We start from the raw sequence: 17469 nt of genomic DNA, 5'->3' as shown, positions 1-17469 counted from the left end.
GCGGCGCGCCCGCCGGCATCACTCCTTGGATATCTGGCCGACGAAGTTGGTGTCGAAGCTCGGGCCAAGCGCGAAGCCCTTGAGGTTCTTGCGCAGGCCGGCGACTTCCAGCTGCTGGTGAACGATGATGAAAGGACTGGTTTCGAGGATCTTCTTCTGCAGATCCTGGTACATCGCGGCGCGCTTGGCCGAATCCTTCTCGAGCAGGGCCGCTTCCGTTTCCTTGGTCAAGTCCGGAATGTCCCAGGCGTTGCGCCAGGCCAGGGTCTTGGTCTTGCCTTCATCCGAATTGTCGGGGTTCGAGGCGAAGGTCTGGGCATTGGAGTTCGGATCGAAATAATCCTGGCCCCACTGGCCGATATACATATCGTGGTTGCGGGCGCGGTATTTGGTCAGCGTCTGCTTGCCATCGCCGGGGATGATCTCCAGCTTGATGCCGGCCTGTCCAAGCGTCTGCTGGAACGATTCCGCCATGCCGGTCACCGGCTGGGTGTTGCGTACGTCCATGGTGACGCTGAAGCCATCGGCGAGGCCAGCCTTGGCAAGCAGTTCCTTGGCCTTGGCAACGTCGAGCTTGAACGGATTCTCGTCCAGTTCACCGAGCACACCCTTGGACAGGAAGGTCTGGTGGATCTCGCCGATGCCTTTGAGGATGGTCGAGCTCAAGGCATCATAGTCGACAAGATATTTGAAGGCCTGGCGAACCTCGGGCTTGGCGAGGTTCGGGTTCTTCTGATTGAGGCTGATGTAATAGACCGTGCCCTTCGGCGCGCTGGTGGTGGTGAGATCGGCGTTCTTGGCGATGGCGTCGAGGTCGTTCGGCTCGAGATTGCGGGCAACGTCGATGTCGCCGGCCTCCAGCGCCAGGCGCTGGCCCGAGCTTTCCTTCATGTTGCGATAGATGACGCGGGCGAGCTTGGCCTTTTCGCCGTGATAATTGTCGTTGCGCTCCATGACGACGACCTCGTTGGCCCGCCACTCGCGCAGCTTGTAGGGGCCGGAGCCGGCATAGCCGGTCTTCAGCCAGGCGTTGCCGAAGTCGTTGTCGTATTTGTAGTCGTCGCTTGGCGTGACCGCCGCGACGTGTTCCTTGACCAGCTTGGCGTCGACGACCGAGGCGACGGTTGCCGACAGACAGTTCAGGACGAAGCTCGGCGCATAGGCCTTGTCGACGGTGAACTGGAACGTCGTGTCATCGACGGCCTTGGCCTTCTCGGTGACGTTACCGCCATCGATGCCGAACTGCCCGATGATGAAGGCCGGGCTCTTGTCGAGCTTGATGGCGCGCTCGAACGAATAGGCGACGTCGGCCGCGGTGATCGGATTGCCCGAGGCAAACTTCAGGCCGGGCTTGAGCTTGAAGGTGTAGGTCAGGCCATCGTCGGAGGCGCTCCAGCTTTCGGCGAGATCGCCCTTGACCTTGGAGGTATCGCTCAAGTCGAGACGGACAAGAAGATCGTAGGTGTTGCCGGTGACCTCGGCGGTCGACAATTCGAACGCCTCGCCCGGATCCATGGAGATGATGTCGTCGATGGCGAAACCCTCGACCAGCGTGTCGGCGGGCGTGACCGCAAAGGCCGGTGCGCCGGCCAGAAGCAGCGCGGACATGGCCGCGCCCGCAAGCAGGAAGCGGGAGCGTAGAGCAAACTTTTCCATCATCATTTTTGACTGTTCCCTGTTTGTGTTGGCCTGAGTTCCCGGCTCAGGTTGTTGCGTTCTTTGCCGGGCTGAACGATAGCCCCTGGACCGGTTGCCTTGGCAATTTTTTGTCCAGTTGGTCCATTACCATATCCGGCGGTTTCCAAGCCGGCAACGAGCATTTGCAAGACAGCGCGTTGTACCAGAGCAGTCGCGGCGAGCGGGCACAAACGCCGACTAACACCGTCTCCGATCAGCAAATCCGCTGATGTTGCAGTTACTTCAACGCGGTGACCAGATCGGCGTCGGGAAAGCAGGTGGCGGCGCGACCGTTCCCGGCCTGCCATTTGCCGATCGAACGGCGTGTCTTGAAACCAGGTAGTCCGTCGGCGCTGCCGACATCGTGGCCCTTGGCCTCCAGCGCCCGCTGCAGGGCGGCGATGTCCGATCTGTAGAGCCCGCCGACCGCGCCCCAGCTGCCCGAGAAATTGCTGTCGCCATGGGCGATCCGGTCGGCGCCGTGGCCGATGAACAGGGCGTAGAGATCGCTGGTATTGTATTCCTTCAGCACGTAGAAATTGGGCGTGACGATGAAGGCTGGACCACTGCGCCCGGCCGGCATCAAGAGAAAGCCTTCCGCCTTCAACTCGCGCGCCGGAAATGGTCTTGCCGCGACGCGCTTGATGCCCATGTCAGCCCATTCGGAAATCCTCTTGCCCTGGTCCGGACCTTCGAGCGAACAGGAGACCGCTTCCGGCACCGTCACTTCGAAGCCCCAGTCGCGGCCCTTCACCCAACCGTAGTGGACGAGGTAGTTGGCGATCGAGGCCAGCGTGTCGGGTTTCGAATTCCAGATGTCGGCCCGGCCGTCGCCATCGAAATCGACGGCATGCTTCAGGAAGGATGTCGGCATGAATTGCGGCTGGCCGAGCGCGCCTGCCCAGGACGATTTCATCGCGCCGACCGGGGCCAGCCCGCGCTCGACGATCTCGAGCGCCGCCATCAGCTCGGTGCGAAAGAAATCCCTCCTGGTCGCCATGAACGCCTTGGTGCCCAGCACCTCGAAGGCGTCGTAGGGCATCTTGGCCGCGCCGAAGCCGCTCTCGCGGCCCCAGATCGCCAGCAGCACATCGCCCGGCACGCCGTAACGCTTCTCGATCGCAGCAATCGTCCTGGCATTGGCCGCCTTGCGCGCGCGCCCGCCGGCGGTGACCGCGCGAACCGTCTTTTCGGCGAAATAGGCGCCGGGTGAACCGAACTCCGCCTGATGCTGCTTCCGCGGCGTCTCCGCCTTTTTGCCCGGCATCACCAGATCGGGCAGCTCTAGGTTCGGTTTGATGCCGTCGAAGGCAGCGTCGAAGGTTTTTCTGGAAATGCCTTTGGCCCGGGCTTCAGGCCAGAGATCGCCTTGCAGCCAGGTACGGAACTGTTCGTCGATTTTGGCGGAGGAGGCGGGGGTGGCGAGGAGGAAGGCAGTCAGTGCGGTCAGAAAGAACGCGACGGCCAATTTGCAAAGTCCGCGTTCCGTCGCGCCCCCCTCTGTCCTGCCGGACATCTCCCCCACTTGAGGGGAGATTGGCAGCTGCACCGACCGCGCCTTCTCTTCAACGTTGGAGATAAGCGAAGCCTTCGATGACAGCCAATCTCCCTCCTTGTGGGGGAGATGTCCGGCAGGACACAGGGGGGCGCGAAGGAATGCAGTCATCTCAGAAGCATCCTCCTTCGCAACCTCGCTAAAACGCCGTCCGTGAGCGCAGCGCCGCGGCCAGCGTGCCTTCGTCGAGATAATCGAGCTCGCCGCCGACCGGCACGCCATGCGCCAGCCGCGTCACCTTGACCGGGAAACCGGACAATTGGTCGGTGAGATAATGCGCGGTGGTCTGGCCCTCGACCGTGGCGTTGACGGCGAGGATCACCTCCTTGACATCGCCGCCGGCGACACGGTCGACCAGCGAGCGGATGTTGAGCTGCTCGGGGCCGATGCCGTCGAGCGGCGACAGCGTGCCGCCGAGCACATGGTAGCGGACATTCATCGCGGCCGCCCGCTCCAGCGCCCACAGGTCGGCCACGTCCTCGACGACGATAAGCGTGCCGGCGTCGCGGCGCGGATCGGTGCAGATCATGCAGGGGTCGGACGTATCGACATTGCCGCAGGTCGAGCAGATGCGCACCTTGTCGACCGCCTCGCTCATGGCGGCGGCGAGCGGCGACAAGAGCTGCTCCTTCTTCTTGATGAGATGGAGCGCTGCCCGCCTGGCCGAACGGGGACCGAGCCCCGGCACCTTGGCCAGAAGCTGGATCAGGCGTTCGATCTCGGGACCGGCGATTCGCTTCGACATCGCATCGGTTTAGACCATGATCCCGAAAAGTGGAAACCGGTTTTCGGAAAAGATCATGGTCAAACAAGAAGATAGAGCCCCATTCCGATCATGATCGGAATGGATCAGGCTCTAGGATTTTTCCGCACGCTTTGGAACACTCCAGCGGCCAGCTGCCTGTTCAACGCGTAAAGATGCTGCTGCCGTCAGTATGCTTCCAGCGGCCGGGCCTGGCCGGCGATCATCGCGCCGATGGCGTCGGTGTTCTCGGGTGTCGATTCAAACGACATCGTCGGCTCGGCCGGCGTCGCCTGGAATGACGCGACAGGTTGCGCGCCGGCCGTGCCGCCGAAACGGGCCGCGTCCGGCTCCTGCATCGCCACAAGCGTCGCCTTCCCGGCGGTAGCCTCCGCAGGGATCGCCTTCACGAAGGTCGCCTTCACGAAGGTCGCCTTCATCGGCTTTGCCGCCTGCGGTGCGGCTGCGGTCACGTAGGTTGCCTCGATCGGCCTTGTCTCGGCAGGTGTTGCTTCAGCGGATGTCGCCCGGGCGGATGTTGCCTTAGCTGCCGGCGCCGCGGAAGCCACGAGCGTCACGGGCGCGGCGCGCGCCGGCGCCCGCGGCGTGGCCTGTGCCATCGCGACCGTGGGCTCATCCGGCAACGGTTTCCAGTTCCGGCCGCGCTTTTCATAGAAGGCATTGCCGCCGGCAACCATGGTGTAGTGCATGTTTTTGTAGGGGAAGCGCAGGCCGGCGGTATGAAAGAACATCGTGTTCTTCAGCTTGGCCTTGCGCTCGCCCTTGAGCACCGCCTCGGCGGCTTCCTCGACATCGGGCAGCGCCTTCGAATTCATCCGCCGCGTCATCACGCCCGGCGCGAACTGGCCGCGCTCGCCGACCACCTGGCAGATGGTGTTGCCGTGCTTGCCGGACCGCAGCCGGTTCATGACCACCGTGCCGACGGCAACCATGCCGTCACGGCTCGACCGGTTGGATTCGAAGAACATCGCGCGCTGGAGGCACTCCTTGTCCTTCCGTGTGTGACTGTAGGGCCGGGATCTGACGGCATCGGTCAGGCTGGCCACGGACATGCCGTGCGAGGTGGTCTGACTGCAGGCGGCCAAAAACAGCGGAGAGGTGATGACGCCGAGCAACAATGGCGCCTTCCATCGGGTCGCGATCAAAAGTATCCCCTCATTCTGTCGCCGGCCCGCCCCTGGCTGCGGCAAGAATGAGACACTTTCAGGCAAAAAGATGGCTAAAGCGTTATTAAACGACGAGAGTGGCCAAATCGGCACATCTGGGGGCTAATGCATGTCGCCCAAAAGTGACCTCGGGGGGACAACGACGTGCATAAAAACAAAAACCTAAAGCGATGGGACGGGCCGCTCTACCTGCCTGTCGGCACGACGACCGGCTGCCCGGGCTCGGACTCGTCGAATTCCTCCGAAAACAGACCGCGTCTCAGGAACAGCGCCCGCGCATCCCGTGCCTTGGGCGCAATCTGCCGCGGCCAGCCGCTCTCGATGAACTCGGCCCTGGTGAAGTCAGGGGTCGCCGCGCAGGCGGCTTCCAGGAAATCGGCGATTTCCAGCACGATCGCGCGTTCGGCCTTCGACAGAACCGACACGCCGGATTCGATGGACGGGTGATGGAGGAAATCGTCGAAGAGATGAAAATAGCCGTTGATTCCAACGAGATCCACGCCGGTATCGCAGTCGGCCAGAATTTCCAGGATGTCATAGATCCTGTTCCGGACGCGCTGCTCTATCAACCTGGCTGATGGCTCTTCGGTCATGGCGCCGCTGAAACGCTGAAGTCCGGATCTAAAGCGCGTCGCGTTTGAACGGATTCATGCGACGCGCTTTAAGTTCTTGTTTTTATGCATGTCGTTATCGCAAAACCACTGCACACTTTTGCGCGACATGCATTAGTGCGGCGGACTTTCATAATCGAATGGTACTACCGCCGCCCTATCTTTTGTTTGAGCATCGGATTTTCCCAAAACCGGTACCCAGTTTGGGTCCGATGCTAGAACGGCAGCTTCATTCCCGGCGGTATCGGCAGGCCCGCGGTCAGTGCCTGGGTCTTTTCCTGCATGATCTGCTCGACCTTGACCCTGGCGTCATTGTGGGCGGCGAGAAGCAGATCCTCCAGAATCTCGACCTCGTCCTCCTTGAACAGGGACGGGTCGATCTTCAGCGCCTTCATCTCGAATTTGCCGGTCAGCGTCACGCTGACCAGGCCGCCGCCGGCCTGCCCGGTGGCTTCCAGCGTGGCGATCTCGTCCTGCATGGCCTGGAACTTGGCCTGCATTTCCTTCGCCTTGCCCATCAGGCCGAGAATATCTTTCATCGCGTGGTCCTCTACAAATTGATGCTGTATCAGATTTCGTCGTCGTCGTCCGCCGCCGGCTCGACCGGAACTTCGGCCTCGACCGCGTCGGCTTCCGGTGCATCGGGAATGCGTACGTCGATGATCCTGGCGCCGGGAAAACGCGCCAGGATGGCGGCGACAGTCGGGTCGCTCTTGGCATCGAGGAGGGCGTTTTCGCGCTTGGTCGATTCCATCTCGGCCAGCGTCTGGCCGCCCTCTTCCTTCGACAGCGACACCAGCCAGCTGCGGCCGGTCCAGGCGCGCAATTTGGCGGTCAGATCGTTGAGCAGCATCTTCGGCGCGTCATCGGTCAGGCTGACGTCGATGCGGCCGGGCTCGATGCGCACGAGGCGCATGCAGCGCTTCACCAGCACCTTGAAGGCCATGTCGCGCTGCGCATCGGCAAGGGCGGCGATGTCGGCCAGCGATTTCACCGGCACCGGCGGCGCATCCGCGACCGGCTCCGGCACTGCCACCAAGGCTGCTGGCATCGGCTCGGCCTCGACCAGCCGCATGGTCTGCGCGCCGCCATTGGCCGTCGGCATCCGCGTCTGCGCCACCGCACTGGCGCCGCCGCCATTACCGGGACTTGCGGGGCCGGGACTTGCGGGGCCGGGACTTGAGGGGCCCGGACTTGGGGGAACCGGACTTGCTGGGCCAGAGCTTGCGGGCGCTCCATTCGAGCGCGGCACGCCATTGCGCACCGATGCTCCGCCCTCCAGCGATTTCAGCGCCTCGTCCAGCGTCGGCAGGTCGGCGGCGTGTGCCAGCCGGATCAGCACCATTTCGGCGGCACTGACCGGCCGGTTCGAGGACTGCACCTCGGGAATGCCCTTCAACAGCATCTGCCAGGTCCGCGACAGCACTCTGACCGACAGAGCCTTGGCGAAATCGGCGCCGCGCCGGCGTTCGTCCTCGGACAGCGAGGCGTCATCGAGGGCGGTCGGCACGAAGCGCAGCCTGGTGACGAGGTGGTTGAACTCGGCAAGGTCGGTCAGCACCGCGGCCGGATCGGCGCCGGTGTCGTACTGGGCGCGGAATTCGGCGAGCGCGGCCGCCACATCGCCCTTCATCACATGTTCGAACAGGTCGACGATGCGGGCGCGGTCGGCCAGCCCGAGCATGGCGCGCACCGCTTCGGCGCCAACCGCGCCGCTGCCATGGGCGATCGCCTGGTCGAGGATGGACAGCGAGTCGCGCGCCGAGCCTTCTGCCGCGCGGGCGATCATCGCCAGCGCGTCGTCGTCGACCGCGATGCCTTCCTTGGCGGCGATCGAGGCGAGATGCGCGACCAGCGCGCCGGCATCGATACGCCGGAGGTCGAAGCGCTGGCAACGCGACAAGACGGTGATCGGAACTTTTCTGATTTCGGTGGTGGCGAAGATGAATTTGACGTGCGGCGGCGGCTCTTCCAGCGTCTTCAGCAGGCCGTTGAAGGCCTGGGTGGAAAGCATGTGCACTTCGTCGATGATGTAGACCTTGTAGCGCGCGGACACCGGCGCGTAGCGCACGCGCTCGATGATGTCCCTGATGTCGTCGATGCCGGTGTGCGAGGCGGCGTCCATCTCGATGACGTCGACATGGCGGCCTTCCATGATCGCCTGGCAATGTTCGCCCAGCACGGCAAGATCGACCGAAGGCTGGTCGACGGTCGATGTTTTGTAGTTCAGGGCCCGCGCGAGTATGCGCGCCGTCGTCGTCTTGCCGACACCGCGCACGCCGGTCAGCATCCAGGCCTGGGCGATGCGGCCGGTGGCGAAGGCGTTGGTGAGTGTGCGGACCATCGGCTCCTGGCCGATCAGTTCGGAGAAATTCGCAGGACGGTATTTGCGCGCCAGAACGCGATAGGCGGCGGCCTTTTCGGTTCCCGAATTTCCGGCTTCGCTCATTCGCCCGTAAAGCTCCAAGGGCCGCGCCTGCAGGCGGCCGATTCCTGCGCATAGTTTCGCCCGCAGGGCTTGGCGCCGTCAATGTCGCGGGAGAAAGGCGAAGAGGCGGGAGGCTGGAACAATGACCCGTTCCGGGCTCGTTAGGGCTGCTTCCTTCCGGACCTGACCCGGTTGGCGAGTGGATCGTCCACCACCAACCTCCCGCATTCCATATCGGCAATTCGGCGAAGAAATGCAAGGGCGCAGGATCAATCAGCAAGGGATGGTTCGAAACCCGAAACAAAAAACCCGCCTCTGCGGCGGGTCATCGGCGCAAATCAGCACCATATCGGAATTACTAGCATAAGTGCCGGCACAAAGCAAGAACAAATAGGCATCCTCGACGACGCTGCCGATCCCCCTCGCGGGAGAGATCGGATGTCGCTTCGGCTTTTCTTCGTCGAACAATCAGCGCCGCGATCGGCCAATGATTCGCTTGCGACCCTCTTGCAGCCCCCCGGCAGCCGCTCTAGCGTCCAAGAAGTTCAAAAACACTACAAAAGTGAAGGAAACGCCGATGTTGCCGGGCCTCAAGGCCGGATTCACCCTGGATGCCCGGCTGGAGGCGGACAGCGAGCAGCTGATGTGGCTCGGGCTGTGCGAGCTGCGGATGATGAACGACCGCCGCTGGCCGTGGCTGCTTCTGGTGCCGCAGCGGCCCGGCGCGGAGGAAATCCACGATTTGACGCCGCTCGACCAGGCGATGCTGACCTTCGAGACCAACATGGTGGCGCAGGCGCTGAAGAAGGCGACCGGCTGCACCAAGATCAACACGGGCGCGCTCGGCAACATCGTGCGCCAGTTGCATGTCCACGTCATTGCGCGCACGGAAGGCGATCCCGGCTGGCCGGGCCCGGTGTGGGGCCACGGCATGCGCGAGCCCTACCAGCGCTCGGAGCTTCGCCGGTTTGCGCAACAGATAAAGGCGGCGCTATAAGCCTCTCCCGTGTCCGTCCTGAAGTTGAGTCCCCTGAAGTTTGAGCCCCGCGATGAGCTTCCGCCTGTTTGACGCGCCCTTGCGCGAGCCGAGCCAGTTCGTCGGCTTCGCCGGCAACATGATCGACCGGCAATCCGAAAACCGCGCCGACGATTCCGTCGAAAAGGCACTCGCCGATCCCTCGGCCAGGCTCTTGCTGATGCACGGCGGCCGGCTCTACCTGAAGCTCGGCGATGGTGGCTTCGACCCCTGGTTCACTGCCGCCGAAAGCCAGTCGCTCCAGGCGTCGCTAGACCATGGCATCCTGCTCGGCTTCTCCGACAGCAGCCCGGTGCTCGCCGTGCCGGCCGGCATCGATCCCGAACAAATGCCGGAGACGATCAAGGCCATCGACTATCGCTCGGTCTATATGCAGGGGCTGATCGACGAGGCGGCGGCCGGCGCGATGGCGCAAGGGGCAGCGCTGCTCGCTTGGCATGCGAGCCACCGCTTCTGCGGCAAATGCGGCACCGTAACCGAGATGCGGGCCGGCGGCTACAAGCGGCTTTGCCCGGCCTGCGGCACCGAGCATTTTCCGCGCACCGACCCGGTGGCGATCATGCTGACGGCGACGCGCGAAAAGTGCCTGCTCGGCCGCGGCCGGCACTTCGCGCCGGGCATGTATTCGGCACTTGCCGGCTTCATCGAACCGGGCGAGACGATCGAGGCGGCGGTGCGCCGCGAAACGCTGGAGGAAGCCGGCATCCGGCTTGGCCGCGTCGTCTACCACGCCAGCCAGCCCTGGCCGTTTCCCTATTCGCTGATGATCGGCTGCTTCGGCGAACCGCTCGACGACGACATCCAGGCCGACCTCAACGAGCTGGAAGACTGCCGCTGGTTTTATCGCGACGAGGTGCTTTCGATGCTGGCCCGCGAGCATCCGGGCGGCCTGGTCACGCCGCCGAAGGGGGCGATTGCCTATAATCTCATCCGTGCCTGGGCAGACAGCGAATAACCAGTAAAACATCGGGGGAGCAAAAAGAATGATCCGTCATACGGTGGTGTTCAGGCTGAAGCACAAGGAGGGCTCGACCGAGGAGGCAAAATTCCTCGCCGACGCCAAAGTGCTGGCGGCCGTACCTGGCGTGGAGAAATTCGAGCAGTTGCGGCAGGTCAGCCCGAAGAACGACTATCGCTTCGGCTTCTCGATGGAGTTCGCCGACCAGGCTGCCTATTCCCGCTATAACGACCATCCCGACCACGTCGCCTTCGTTCGCGACCGCTGGGTCCCGGAGGTCGAGGCGTTTGTCGAGATCGACTACGAGCCGCTGAGCTAGATCAGAATCCAATTGCTCGGAACGAGCAAGTTCGACCCGTTGCAGTCTTGACCAGCCGCACAACAGACGGATGGTTTGAGCCCAGAGTTGATCTACAGAACCCCATCCGGCTGCAGTCGAGCAGGGATCATGATCGGTACCAATGGCGCACTTTCGACACTAATATACCCGCGACATCAATAGCTGGGGCAATTTGCGCGGGGATCATGCTTTGGCGCCGTAGATGCGTACGGATGCCCGACAGGTCGACAAGCTGATCGATTGAGCAAAGCAGTCGAATTCACATCCATGATCCGTACGCGACATTGGCCGTCGCATGCGTAGTGGTCCGGAATGGGGTCGTGAGCTGACGTTTGTCATGCGTTTCGCGTGGCCGCACCGGCTGCCTCTGGTTGGGCGGCTGGAACTGCGTGCTTGCGCGTCATGAGATTCCTCGGGAAAAGGCCGCTGATTGGCGCCGCCTGCCATTGTGCTGCGGGCCCTTCGGCCACGGGATTCATTTTCGGGTGAAGTGTCGCAGGGTTAACGCCAATGACCGCGGAGCAAGTACCGTCTGACCAATCGGCGGACTCGGTATCGTCTTCGATGAACCTTCACGAACGGGTTATCCCTGCTGCGCCTGGAGCACACCCATCATAGGCGCGGCGGGTCCTCCTTCCAATCGGCGAGACAACGGCGCGGCCAGGGGGACCGCGCCCCGCCCGCGCGTCAGACGAAGAAGAAATCGGAGGCATCGATCACCGCGGAGTCGAAATTGGCGATCTCTACGGTTCCCTCCGCGAAGCTCAGCACGGTCGACAGTCCGTCCTGCGTGACGGCGACGTCCTCGAAGCTCTCGACGCCCGTATAGGTCGCGATCTCGATGCGATCGGCGCCGTTCTCGAAGCCCCGGATCAGGTCACTGCCGAAAGGTATCAGGTCGAAGACAAAGACGTCCTCGGCGCCGGCCTCGCCAAAGAGGGTATCGTCGTCCGCGCCGCCGGACATCCGCGCGCCGTCGCCGCCGGCCCAGAGCCGGTCGTCGCCTTCACCGCCCTTGAGCTCGTCGAAGCCATCGCCGCCGAAGAGCCGGTCATTGCCCTCGCCACCCGCGAGTTCATCATCGCCGGCATCGCCCTGGATTCTGTCGCGGCCCTCGTCGCCATCGATCTCGTCGTCGCCCTCGCCGCCGAACAGCCGGTCGTGCCCCTCCTCGCCGGAGATCTCGTCATCGCCGGCGCCGCCATAGGCGCGATCGTTGCCGCCGCCGGCCTCGATCTGGTCATCACCGCCGCGACCCCGGATCACGTCATTGCCGTCCAGCGCGATGAGCTGATCGTCCTCATCGGTTCCGACGAGCCGATCCGAGCCGTCCGTGCCGACCCGCCGGCTGATGCCGGTTGCTTCAACCAGGGCATTGACTGTTTCGCCGCTGAGCGGCGCATCGCTGACGGCAACGAAAGCATCGTCGAAATCGCCGTCGAAGTCCTCGGTGCTGGCCAGGCCATCCTCAAAGCTCACCACCTCGACCCCGGCGAGGCCGTCGTCGATATCGCTTGCAAGGGCGTTCTCGCCGGCCACCGGGTTCAGGAAGTTGAAGCCGTCGCGGTTGCCGACCGAATGGAACGCCCGGATCGGCAGCAGGTTGCCGTCGGCGTCGGTGACGACCGGCGCCAGCCGGTCGTAGATGGTGGCCGGGCCAGGCGTGTAGGTCGTCGCGTCGTCGCCGTCGTAAACGTCGGCGACATCACCTGAGGTGAAGTCGCGGAAGTAGAGGCCGCCGTCTGCGTAGTCCTCGAGCTCGAGGCCGAGATCCTCGACATCCGGGATGAGGAACAGGCCGAGCGACTGCCCGGCCGCAACTGTCATCGTCGCCTTCGCGCTGGCCTCGACGTCCTCGGTGTCGGCAAAGAGGATGCGCGCCTCGCCGATCTCGCCCGTCGCTGTGTCGAAGGTATAGGCGCCGATCGCGCCGTTGGTGCTCGCGTCCTCGCTGAGGAAGGTGATGGTCTTGGCAGCGCCGTCCCCCGCGAAGGCGAGCTCTGTCGGATCGACGGGGGCGGAGACGTCGACCTCACGCCTGTTCTGGATCTCGATGACGAGCTCGGGCTCATCCTCCGAGAACACCACCTCCTCCTCCAACACTAGGCCGATGCCGGGCGCGAAGTATTTGTAGGCGCCCACGCCGGGCTCCAGCCCCGAAGTGTCGAGGATCTTGACGACACCGTGAAAGGAACCGAAGTCGGTCTCGACGTCGAGACCGGTCGCAATTACCTCGCCTTCGTCCTCCGCCACGCCGGCGTAGAACTCCTGGAAATAGCTGTCGCCCGGCATCGGTGCCGTGCGCATGATCCATCCCGGCGCGGCCCCATCGACGCCTGCCTCCCATGATCCGCCGAAGTCGGTCCCGATGAACTCGCCCTCGTCGTTGTAGTTGTAGTTCGTCGCGATCTCGCCCAGATACCAGACGTTGCCGTCATCGGCCTGCGCGTACCAGTCGAGCGTGTCCTCGACGAGAACGCCGTCAGCATAGGCCGTATCGCGGACGACGACCGTCTCGACGCCCTCGATGATCTTCGTCTCGAACGTGGGGAAGTGATCGTTGCGCTCCGTCTCCTCCTCGCCGGTCTCGGGATCGATAAGCGCGGCGCCGTAGCTATTGATGGTGCCTCCGGGCAACGGGAAGAACGTGTTGTCGATATTCGTGGAATTGCCGAACGTGGCGGCGGCAAAGTCGGGAAGGAGAGCCATGGGGATACCTCTCTGGTTTCAGCGACCTGAGCGTGGTCTCGGTAGCCGTTCCGGCCGATCAACACCCGCTGCGGCACGCGCCGCTCTCCGATAATGCTCTCACGGATATTTCCGGAGGAGTGACGCCAGCCAGCGCTGCGATCGTCGGATCGAGTTTGCCACGTCGGTGCGCAAATAACAGTACCCTCTAATTTAGTCCTTTATTGGCCCGTCTCGTTCTCTCCGCCTATGGCATGATCCTCGGCAACCTGCCTGGGTTCGGGAAGTCGAGGCGTTTCTCGAGATCGACTACGCGCCGCTGGGCTAGGATCCAACCGCTCTGAACGAGCAGTTCGACCCCAGTAGGCATCGAAGCACATCGCTCAAGTCCGAGATGCGCACGGAAAGCGGATGGCCAGGGTGAACGGACCATCGACACGGCCAAAGGGCTCGCTTCGAGACGCCTGCCTTCGCCAGGAAGCTCTCAGTGCGCCATGGTCACGGTGATTTTCCCGATCCGGGATCGCATGCAAGCCAGGGATGTGGAGGGGTCAATCGCGATCTGGGCTGCGCTTGACCTAGTGTCGTCCGCGTTCGCGACATTTTGCGAAGTCCGAGAACTGGGATTCGATATTCGAAGGGGTTTTCTTTCGAAGGCAACACGTATAACGTGCATGAAGAGGTGGAGGGGTGCCCGATCGGCCAAGCGGCGGTGCTGGTCTGCAGGGTTCCTTTTCGGAATCCAGTCATCCGGTCAATCCCTTGCTTGGCGCGACCATCACAGGATGGACGCCGTGGTGACCCGGCCCATACCATTCCGGCCCATACCATTAGAGCCAGGGCATTCTTCTCTGCGTAGGCGGATGCCGCCGAGAATGAACGTGAAGCGGCAGCCAAAGTTGGCAATCGCAAGAAATGCGGCGGTACTCGAGGCCGGTCCCGTTCTCTCGCGGCGCGCCGATGAATGGCGCATCTACGACATCCACTACGGGGATCGCGATCACTACGGGGATCTCGATGACGACTGGCGGCTGAGATTCGTGCTGGCCGAGGCGATCGAGGAAGAAATTCCGTAAATTCCGGGCGCAGTCAGTGCCCGGAGATAGCGCAGTCGAGTGAGGCGAAAGAGGAAAGAGAGAGATGCTGAAAGTCACAATTCCGGTGCTTACCGCCGTAAGCGTCGTGGCGGCGTCGATGTCGACGCCAGCCCATGCCCACCATAATCATGATGGCGCGCTGATAGCCGGCCTCGTCGCCGGCGCGGTATTGGGAGCCGCGGTCAGCGCGCGGCAGCGCCCGCGCCCGCGCTACTATTACGGGCAACCTTACCCTCCAGCTTATTATCGTCCGCCGCCCCCCTCCGTCTACTATTATCCTCCACCCCGGCGTCCTGCCTACTATCCGCCCTATGAACCGTACTGACGTCCGGCGAAACCGCGTCGAGATCCGTCGGTCGTCGCCTTCAACGTTGCACCAAGGATAGGAGGCTTCAAATGCACATCCTTTCACCAATCATCGCTGTCCTGATCGCCGGCGGCCTCATCAGCTTCGCCAACGCACAGCAGCCCGCGCCGGAAAATCAACCGCCTGCTGAACAGCAACCCGCGCCCCAGGGTCAACAGGCGGCCGGGACCGAACCATTGCCGCATCCGATCGATTGTACCTTTACCGAGGCCCGCCTCTGCAAGACAGGTTCCGGTTGCAGTGCGGCCGAGGCGCTTGGCGAGGTTCCACTGCCGGCGCGTTTTCTCATCCATTTCGAGCAGCAAATCATCGCGTCGGTCAATGCGGACGGCCTGCCGCATGTGTCGACGATCGGTGTCCTGGCTCAGTCGGGCGACAGCCTCATCCTTCAAGGCGTCGACGGGGCGACCGGCTGGACGATCCAGGGTTCGACAAGTGACGAGATGGCCTCCTTCACCGTGGCCTCGGACCACAGCGTGTTGAACGCGTTCGGAACCTGCAAAGCGATCGAGTGACAGCCGTGTCGCCCGGCCGGCCTGGATCGTCACCTTGCGCGCGCCTGAACTGCTCGTCAATCGTGCGTGACCGCCGCAACGGAGGCGCGTAGCGCGCCGGCGAAGTCGGGATGGCCATAGAGGTCGTTATGGCCAGCCGCTATGGCGATGTGGCTGCGCAGATTACGGGCGGCGTCGCGCAGGGGTGTCGAACGTGCCGCGGGGACGATGGTGTCGTGCTCGGCGATGATGACGGCCGCGGGGACATCGAGGTGGCGCAGAGCTCTTGCCGCCTCCATGCGATGCCGCAGCAAGAGGCGCACCGGCAGCCAGGGATAGTGGTGAGCGGCGAGTTCGCTCAGCGAATCGAAGGGCGTCACCATGACGATGCCGCGCAGCCGCCGGGCCGCCGCCAGATCGACCGCAACCGAAGCGCCGAGGCTGAGGCCGATGGCGACGATGCCGGCTCTGGCATCGGTGGCCAGGTGGTCATGAGCGCGTCGGGCGTCCTCGAACAGGGCGGAGGCCGACGGGCTTCCGCTGCTCGGCGCATAGCCGCGGTAGTGCAGCGCCGCGACCTCATATTCGGGGAACAGCTGGTGCAGCATGAGGGCAAGCGCGTCAGCATTCCAGGCGTTGCCGGCGAATCCCAGCAGAAGCGGGCGCGGCTCGGCCACCGCCTGTCTTGCCGGCAGGCGTACCAGAACGACGCGCTCGCCATCCTCCGTCGCCAGCTCGACATGGCGGGTCCCGGCCGGCAGATCGGGCCCGAAAGCCGCAAAGCCGGCCGGGAAGATCAGCCAGGACTGAAGCACATACGCGACCGTGACAACGACCGCATACAATCCAGCGACCGCGAGCGTCAGTTTCAGGAGCCACATCGCAGGAATGTCGCCCGGCGCACGTCACCTGGCAAGGCGCTACGTCAGGACGCCGCGGAGGGAGCAAACGATCCGTTTCTAGAGATCGAATAGGAGCGCTTGGTTGAGGCTGAGATTCGAGACGATAACCATGGCCGGCCAACATCTGAGATTATCGCGGGCCTCCATGACTTCGTCATCCTAGGGCGGAGCGACGCGAAGCGGAGCGTAGACCCTAGGATCCTGTGTGTTGGTTCAGGTGTATGGTTTGAAGTGGGAAGGAGGCCGAGTGGATCCTGGTCGTCCTTTCGGACAGGCCGTGGCATGGCCCGGTCCCTTCCCACCGGTGAACCATCAACCTGAACAGTTGCACGGGGCTGTTCCAAGCAGACCCCGCACCACAGGAAGAGGCATGGACATGATAGTGCAGAACTATGTCGGCTGCGACATCTCCAAGCAGTGGCTCGATTTTTTTGATGAGACAAGCAACCGATATCAGCGCATCGCCAACCAGGCCGATGCGATCGCTGCCTATGTGGCGGGCCTCGACCCCAGTCGAGACTTCATCGTCATGGAGGCGACAGGCGTCCATGACCGGCTGCTGCGCCACGCGCTGGCCAAGGCAGGCGTTCCATTCTCCCGGCACAACCCGGCGCACACTCACCCCTATGCCAAGTCGACGAGACGGCGAGCCAAGACGGATCGTCTCGATGCCAGGATGCTGAGCGGCTATGGCCGCCGCTATCAGCCTGCACCCGAGCCGGGGCCGTGCGAAGAAAACGAGCGACTTCAATCGCTTGCCCGTCACCGTGACCAACTGGTCGATATGCGGGCAAGGCTGAAGAAGCTCCTCGGTGAGGCCTTCGAGGAGACTGTCGTTGCCGAGCTGGAAGACATGATTGCCGGCTTCGACACACGCATCAAAGCGCTCGAGAGCCGGATCGCCAAAGTCATTCGTCAATCCGAGGACACCGCCCGCGATTATACGCTGATGATCTCCGTGCCCGGTGTCTCCAAGATCAGCGCGCTCTCGCTCCTAGCGCACCTGCCCGAGCTCGGCCAGCGCTCGCCTAAGTCGATCGCGGCACTCGCCGGCCTTGCCCCGTTCGATAATAAGAGCGGTAAGCTCCAACGCAGGAGCCAGATCCAGGGCGGTCGATCGCGTGTGCGTCGGGCTCTCTATATGGCGGCGCTGAGCGCCATCCGAGCCTGTGACCGCTTCAGAGCTTTCTACACCGACCTTGCAGCCCGCTCAGGCTCCAAGAAACTGGCCATCATCGCCGTCGCAAGGAAGCTCCTGGTCGTCCTCAACGCCATCATCCGCGATAAAACCGCATTCGCATGAACACAGTTGCCATGCCGTGAGTTCGGCCGAAGAACGCAGCGGTTAGAATTGCGGTTGATCCGCTACAGTGCGTGCTGTCTCATT

15 protein-coding genes and 1 other RNA gene are annotated in these 17469 nt (G+C 63.2%); 6 read left to right on the top strand and 10 right to left on the bottom strand.

Annotated features, from left to right (window positions below; translation table 11 throughout):
* Nucleotides 1–18 precede the first annotated feature (18 nt).
* The 8 genes from EJ066_RS10875 to ffs all read right to left on the bottom strand — a co-directional run bounded on the left by EJ066_RS10875 (nt 19) and on the right by ffs (nt 8423).
* Nucleotides 19–1662, bottom strand: coding sequence for an ABC transporter substrate-binding protein (locus tag EJ066_RS10875; protein WP_126037550.1), 1644 nt, complete (start codon nt 1660–1662; stop codon nt 19–21).
* A gap of 253 nt (nt 1663–1915) precedes the next feature.
* Nucleotides 1916–3193, bottom strand: coding sequence for a lytic murein transglycosylase (locus EJ066_RS10870; RefSeq protein ID WP_126043821.1), 1278 nt, complete (start codon nt 3191–3193; stop codon nt 1916–1918).
* Nucleotides 3194–3371: 178 nt separating this feature from the next.
* Nucleotides 3372–3977, bottom strand: a complete 606-nt coding sequence (recR, locus tag EJ066_RS10865) for a recombination mediator RecR (RefSeq protein WP_126037548.1) — start codon at nt 3975–3977, stop codon at nt 3372–3374.
* Nucleotides 3978–4162: 185 nt separating this feature from the next.
* The gene (locus EJ066_RS10860) at nt 4163–5140 is read right to left on the bottom strand and encodes a cell wall hydrolase (protein WP_126037545.1); all 978 of its coding nucleotides are present in this window, start codon (nt 5138–5140) and stop codon (nt 4163–4165) included.
* 206 nt (nt 5141–5346) lie between these two features.
* Entirely contained in the window at nt 5347–5754 is a 408-nt protein-coding gene (locus tag EJ066_RS10855) for a hypothetical protein (RefSeq protein ID WP_126037542.1), read from the bottom strand.
* Nucleotides 5755–5987: 233 nt separating this feature from the next.
* Nucleotides 5988–6311: a YbaB/EbfC family nucleoid-associated protein gene (locus tag EJ066_RS10850; RefSeq protein ID WP_126037538.1), complete on the bottom strand. Its 324-nt coding sequence runs from the start codon at nt 6309–6311 to the stop codon at nt 5988–5990.
* Between the two features lie 29 nt (nt 6312–6340).
* Nucleotides 6341–8221, bottom strand: a complete 1881-nt coding sequence (locus tag EJ066_RS10845) for a DNA polymerase III subunit gamma/tau (protein ID WP_126037535.1) — start codon at nt 8219–8221, stop codon at nt 6341–6343.
* Between the two features lie 105 nt (nt 8222–8326).
* Nucleotides 8327–8423, bottom strand: an RNA gene (gene ffs, locus EJ066_RS10840) — signal recognition particle sRNA small type.
* 354 nt (nt 8424–8777) lie between these two features.
* On the opposite strand from ffs, the gene EJ066_RS10835 reads away from it, so the two are divergent.
* Genes EJ066_RS10835 through EJ066_RS10825 form a run of 3 tightly spaced genes read left to right on the top strand, consistent with a single transcriptional unit; the run spans nt 8778 to nt 10513 of the window.
* Nucleotides 8778–9197 (top strand): HIT family protein, encoded by a 420-nt coding sequence (locus EJ066_RS10835; RefSeq protein ID WP_126037532.1) that lies wholly within the window; start codon nt 8778–8780, stop codon nt 9195–9197.
* A 52-nt stretch (nt 9198–9249) separates the two neighbouring features.
* Nucleotides 9250–10191 carry an NAD(+) diphosphatase gene (gene nudC / locus EJ066_RS10830; RefSeq protein ID WP_126037529.1) on the top strand — a complete coding sequence of 314 codons (942 nt, stop codon included), beginning with the start codon at nt 9250–9252 and terminating at the stop codon, nt 10189–10191.
* Nucleotides 10192–10219: 28 nt separating this feature from the next.
* The gene (locus tag EJ066_RS10825) at nt 10220–10513 is read left to right on the top strand and encodes a Dabb family protein (RefSeq protein ID WP_126037526.1); all 294 of its coding nucleotides are present in this window, start codon (nt 10220–10222) and stop codon (nt 10511–10513) included.
* Nucleotides 10514–11221: 708 nt separating this feature from the next.
* Here the strand turns inward: EJ066_RS10825 and EJ066_RS10820 are convergent.
* On the bottom strand, nt 11222–13243 hold the full coding sequence (locus EJ066_RS10820; RefSeq protein ID WP_126037523.1) for a hypothetical protein: 2022 nt from the start codon (nt 13241–13243) through the stop codon (nt 11222–11224).
* 878 nt (nt 13244–14121) lie between these two features.
* Here EJ066_RS10820 and EJ066_RS31280 point away from each other — a divergent pair.
* Both EJ066_RS31280 and EJ066_RS10810 read left to right on the top strand, forming a co-directional pair.
* Nucleotides 14122–14298, top strand: coding sequence for a hypothetical protein (locus EJ066_RS31280; RefSeq protein WP_189644472.1), 177 nt, complete (start codon nt 14122–14124; stop codon nt 14296–14298).
* Between the two features lie 417 nt (nt 14299–14715).
* Nucleotides 14716–15201, top strand: a complete 486-nt coding sequence (locus tag EJ066_RS10810) for a hypothetical protein (RefSeq protein WP_126037517.1) — start codon at nt 14716–14718, stop codon at nt 15199–15201.
* 56 nt (nt 15202–15257) lie between these two features.
* On the opposite strand, the gene EJ066_RS10805 is transcribed toward EJ066_RS10810, so the two are convergent.
* Entirely contained in the window at nt 15258–16061 is an 804-nt protein-coding gene (locus EJ066_RS10805; RefSeq protein ID WP_126037514.1) for a hypothetical protein, read from the bottom strand.
* 391 nt (nt 16062–16452) lie between these two features.
* Between EJ066_RS10805 and EJ066_RS10800 the strand changes: the two genes are divergently transcribed.
* Nucleotides 16453–17385: an IS110 family transposase gene (locus tag EJ066_RS10800; RefSeq protein WP_126034559.1), complete on the top strand. Its 933-nt coding sequence runs from the start codon at nt 16453–16455 to the stop codon at nt 17383–17385.
* Nucleotides 17386–17469: the final 84 nt, after the last annotated feature.

It is taken from the genome of Mesorhizobium sp. M9A.F.Ca.ET.002.03.1.2 (assembly GCF_003952365.1).
In the GTDB taxonomy this organism is placed as follows: Bacteria; Pseudomonadota; Alphaproteobacteria; order Rhizobiales; family Rhizobiaceae; genus Mesorhizobium.
The sequence above is the reverse complement of the archived record's forward strand: the minus strand, read 5'-3'. Positions and strand labels throughout refer to the sequence as shown.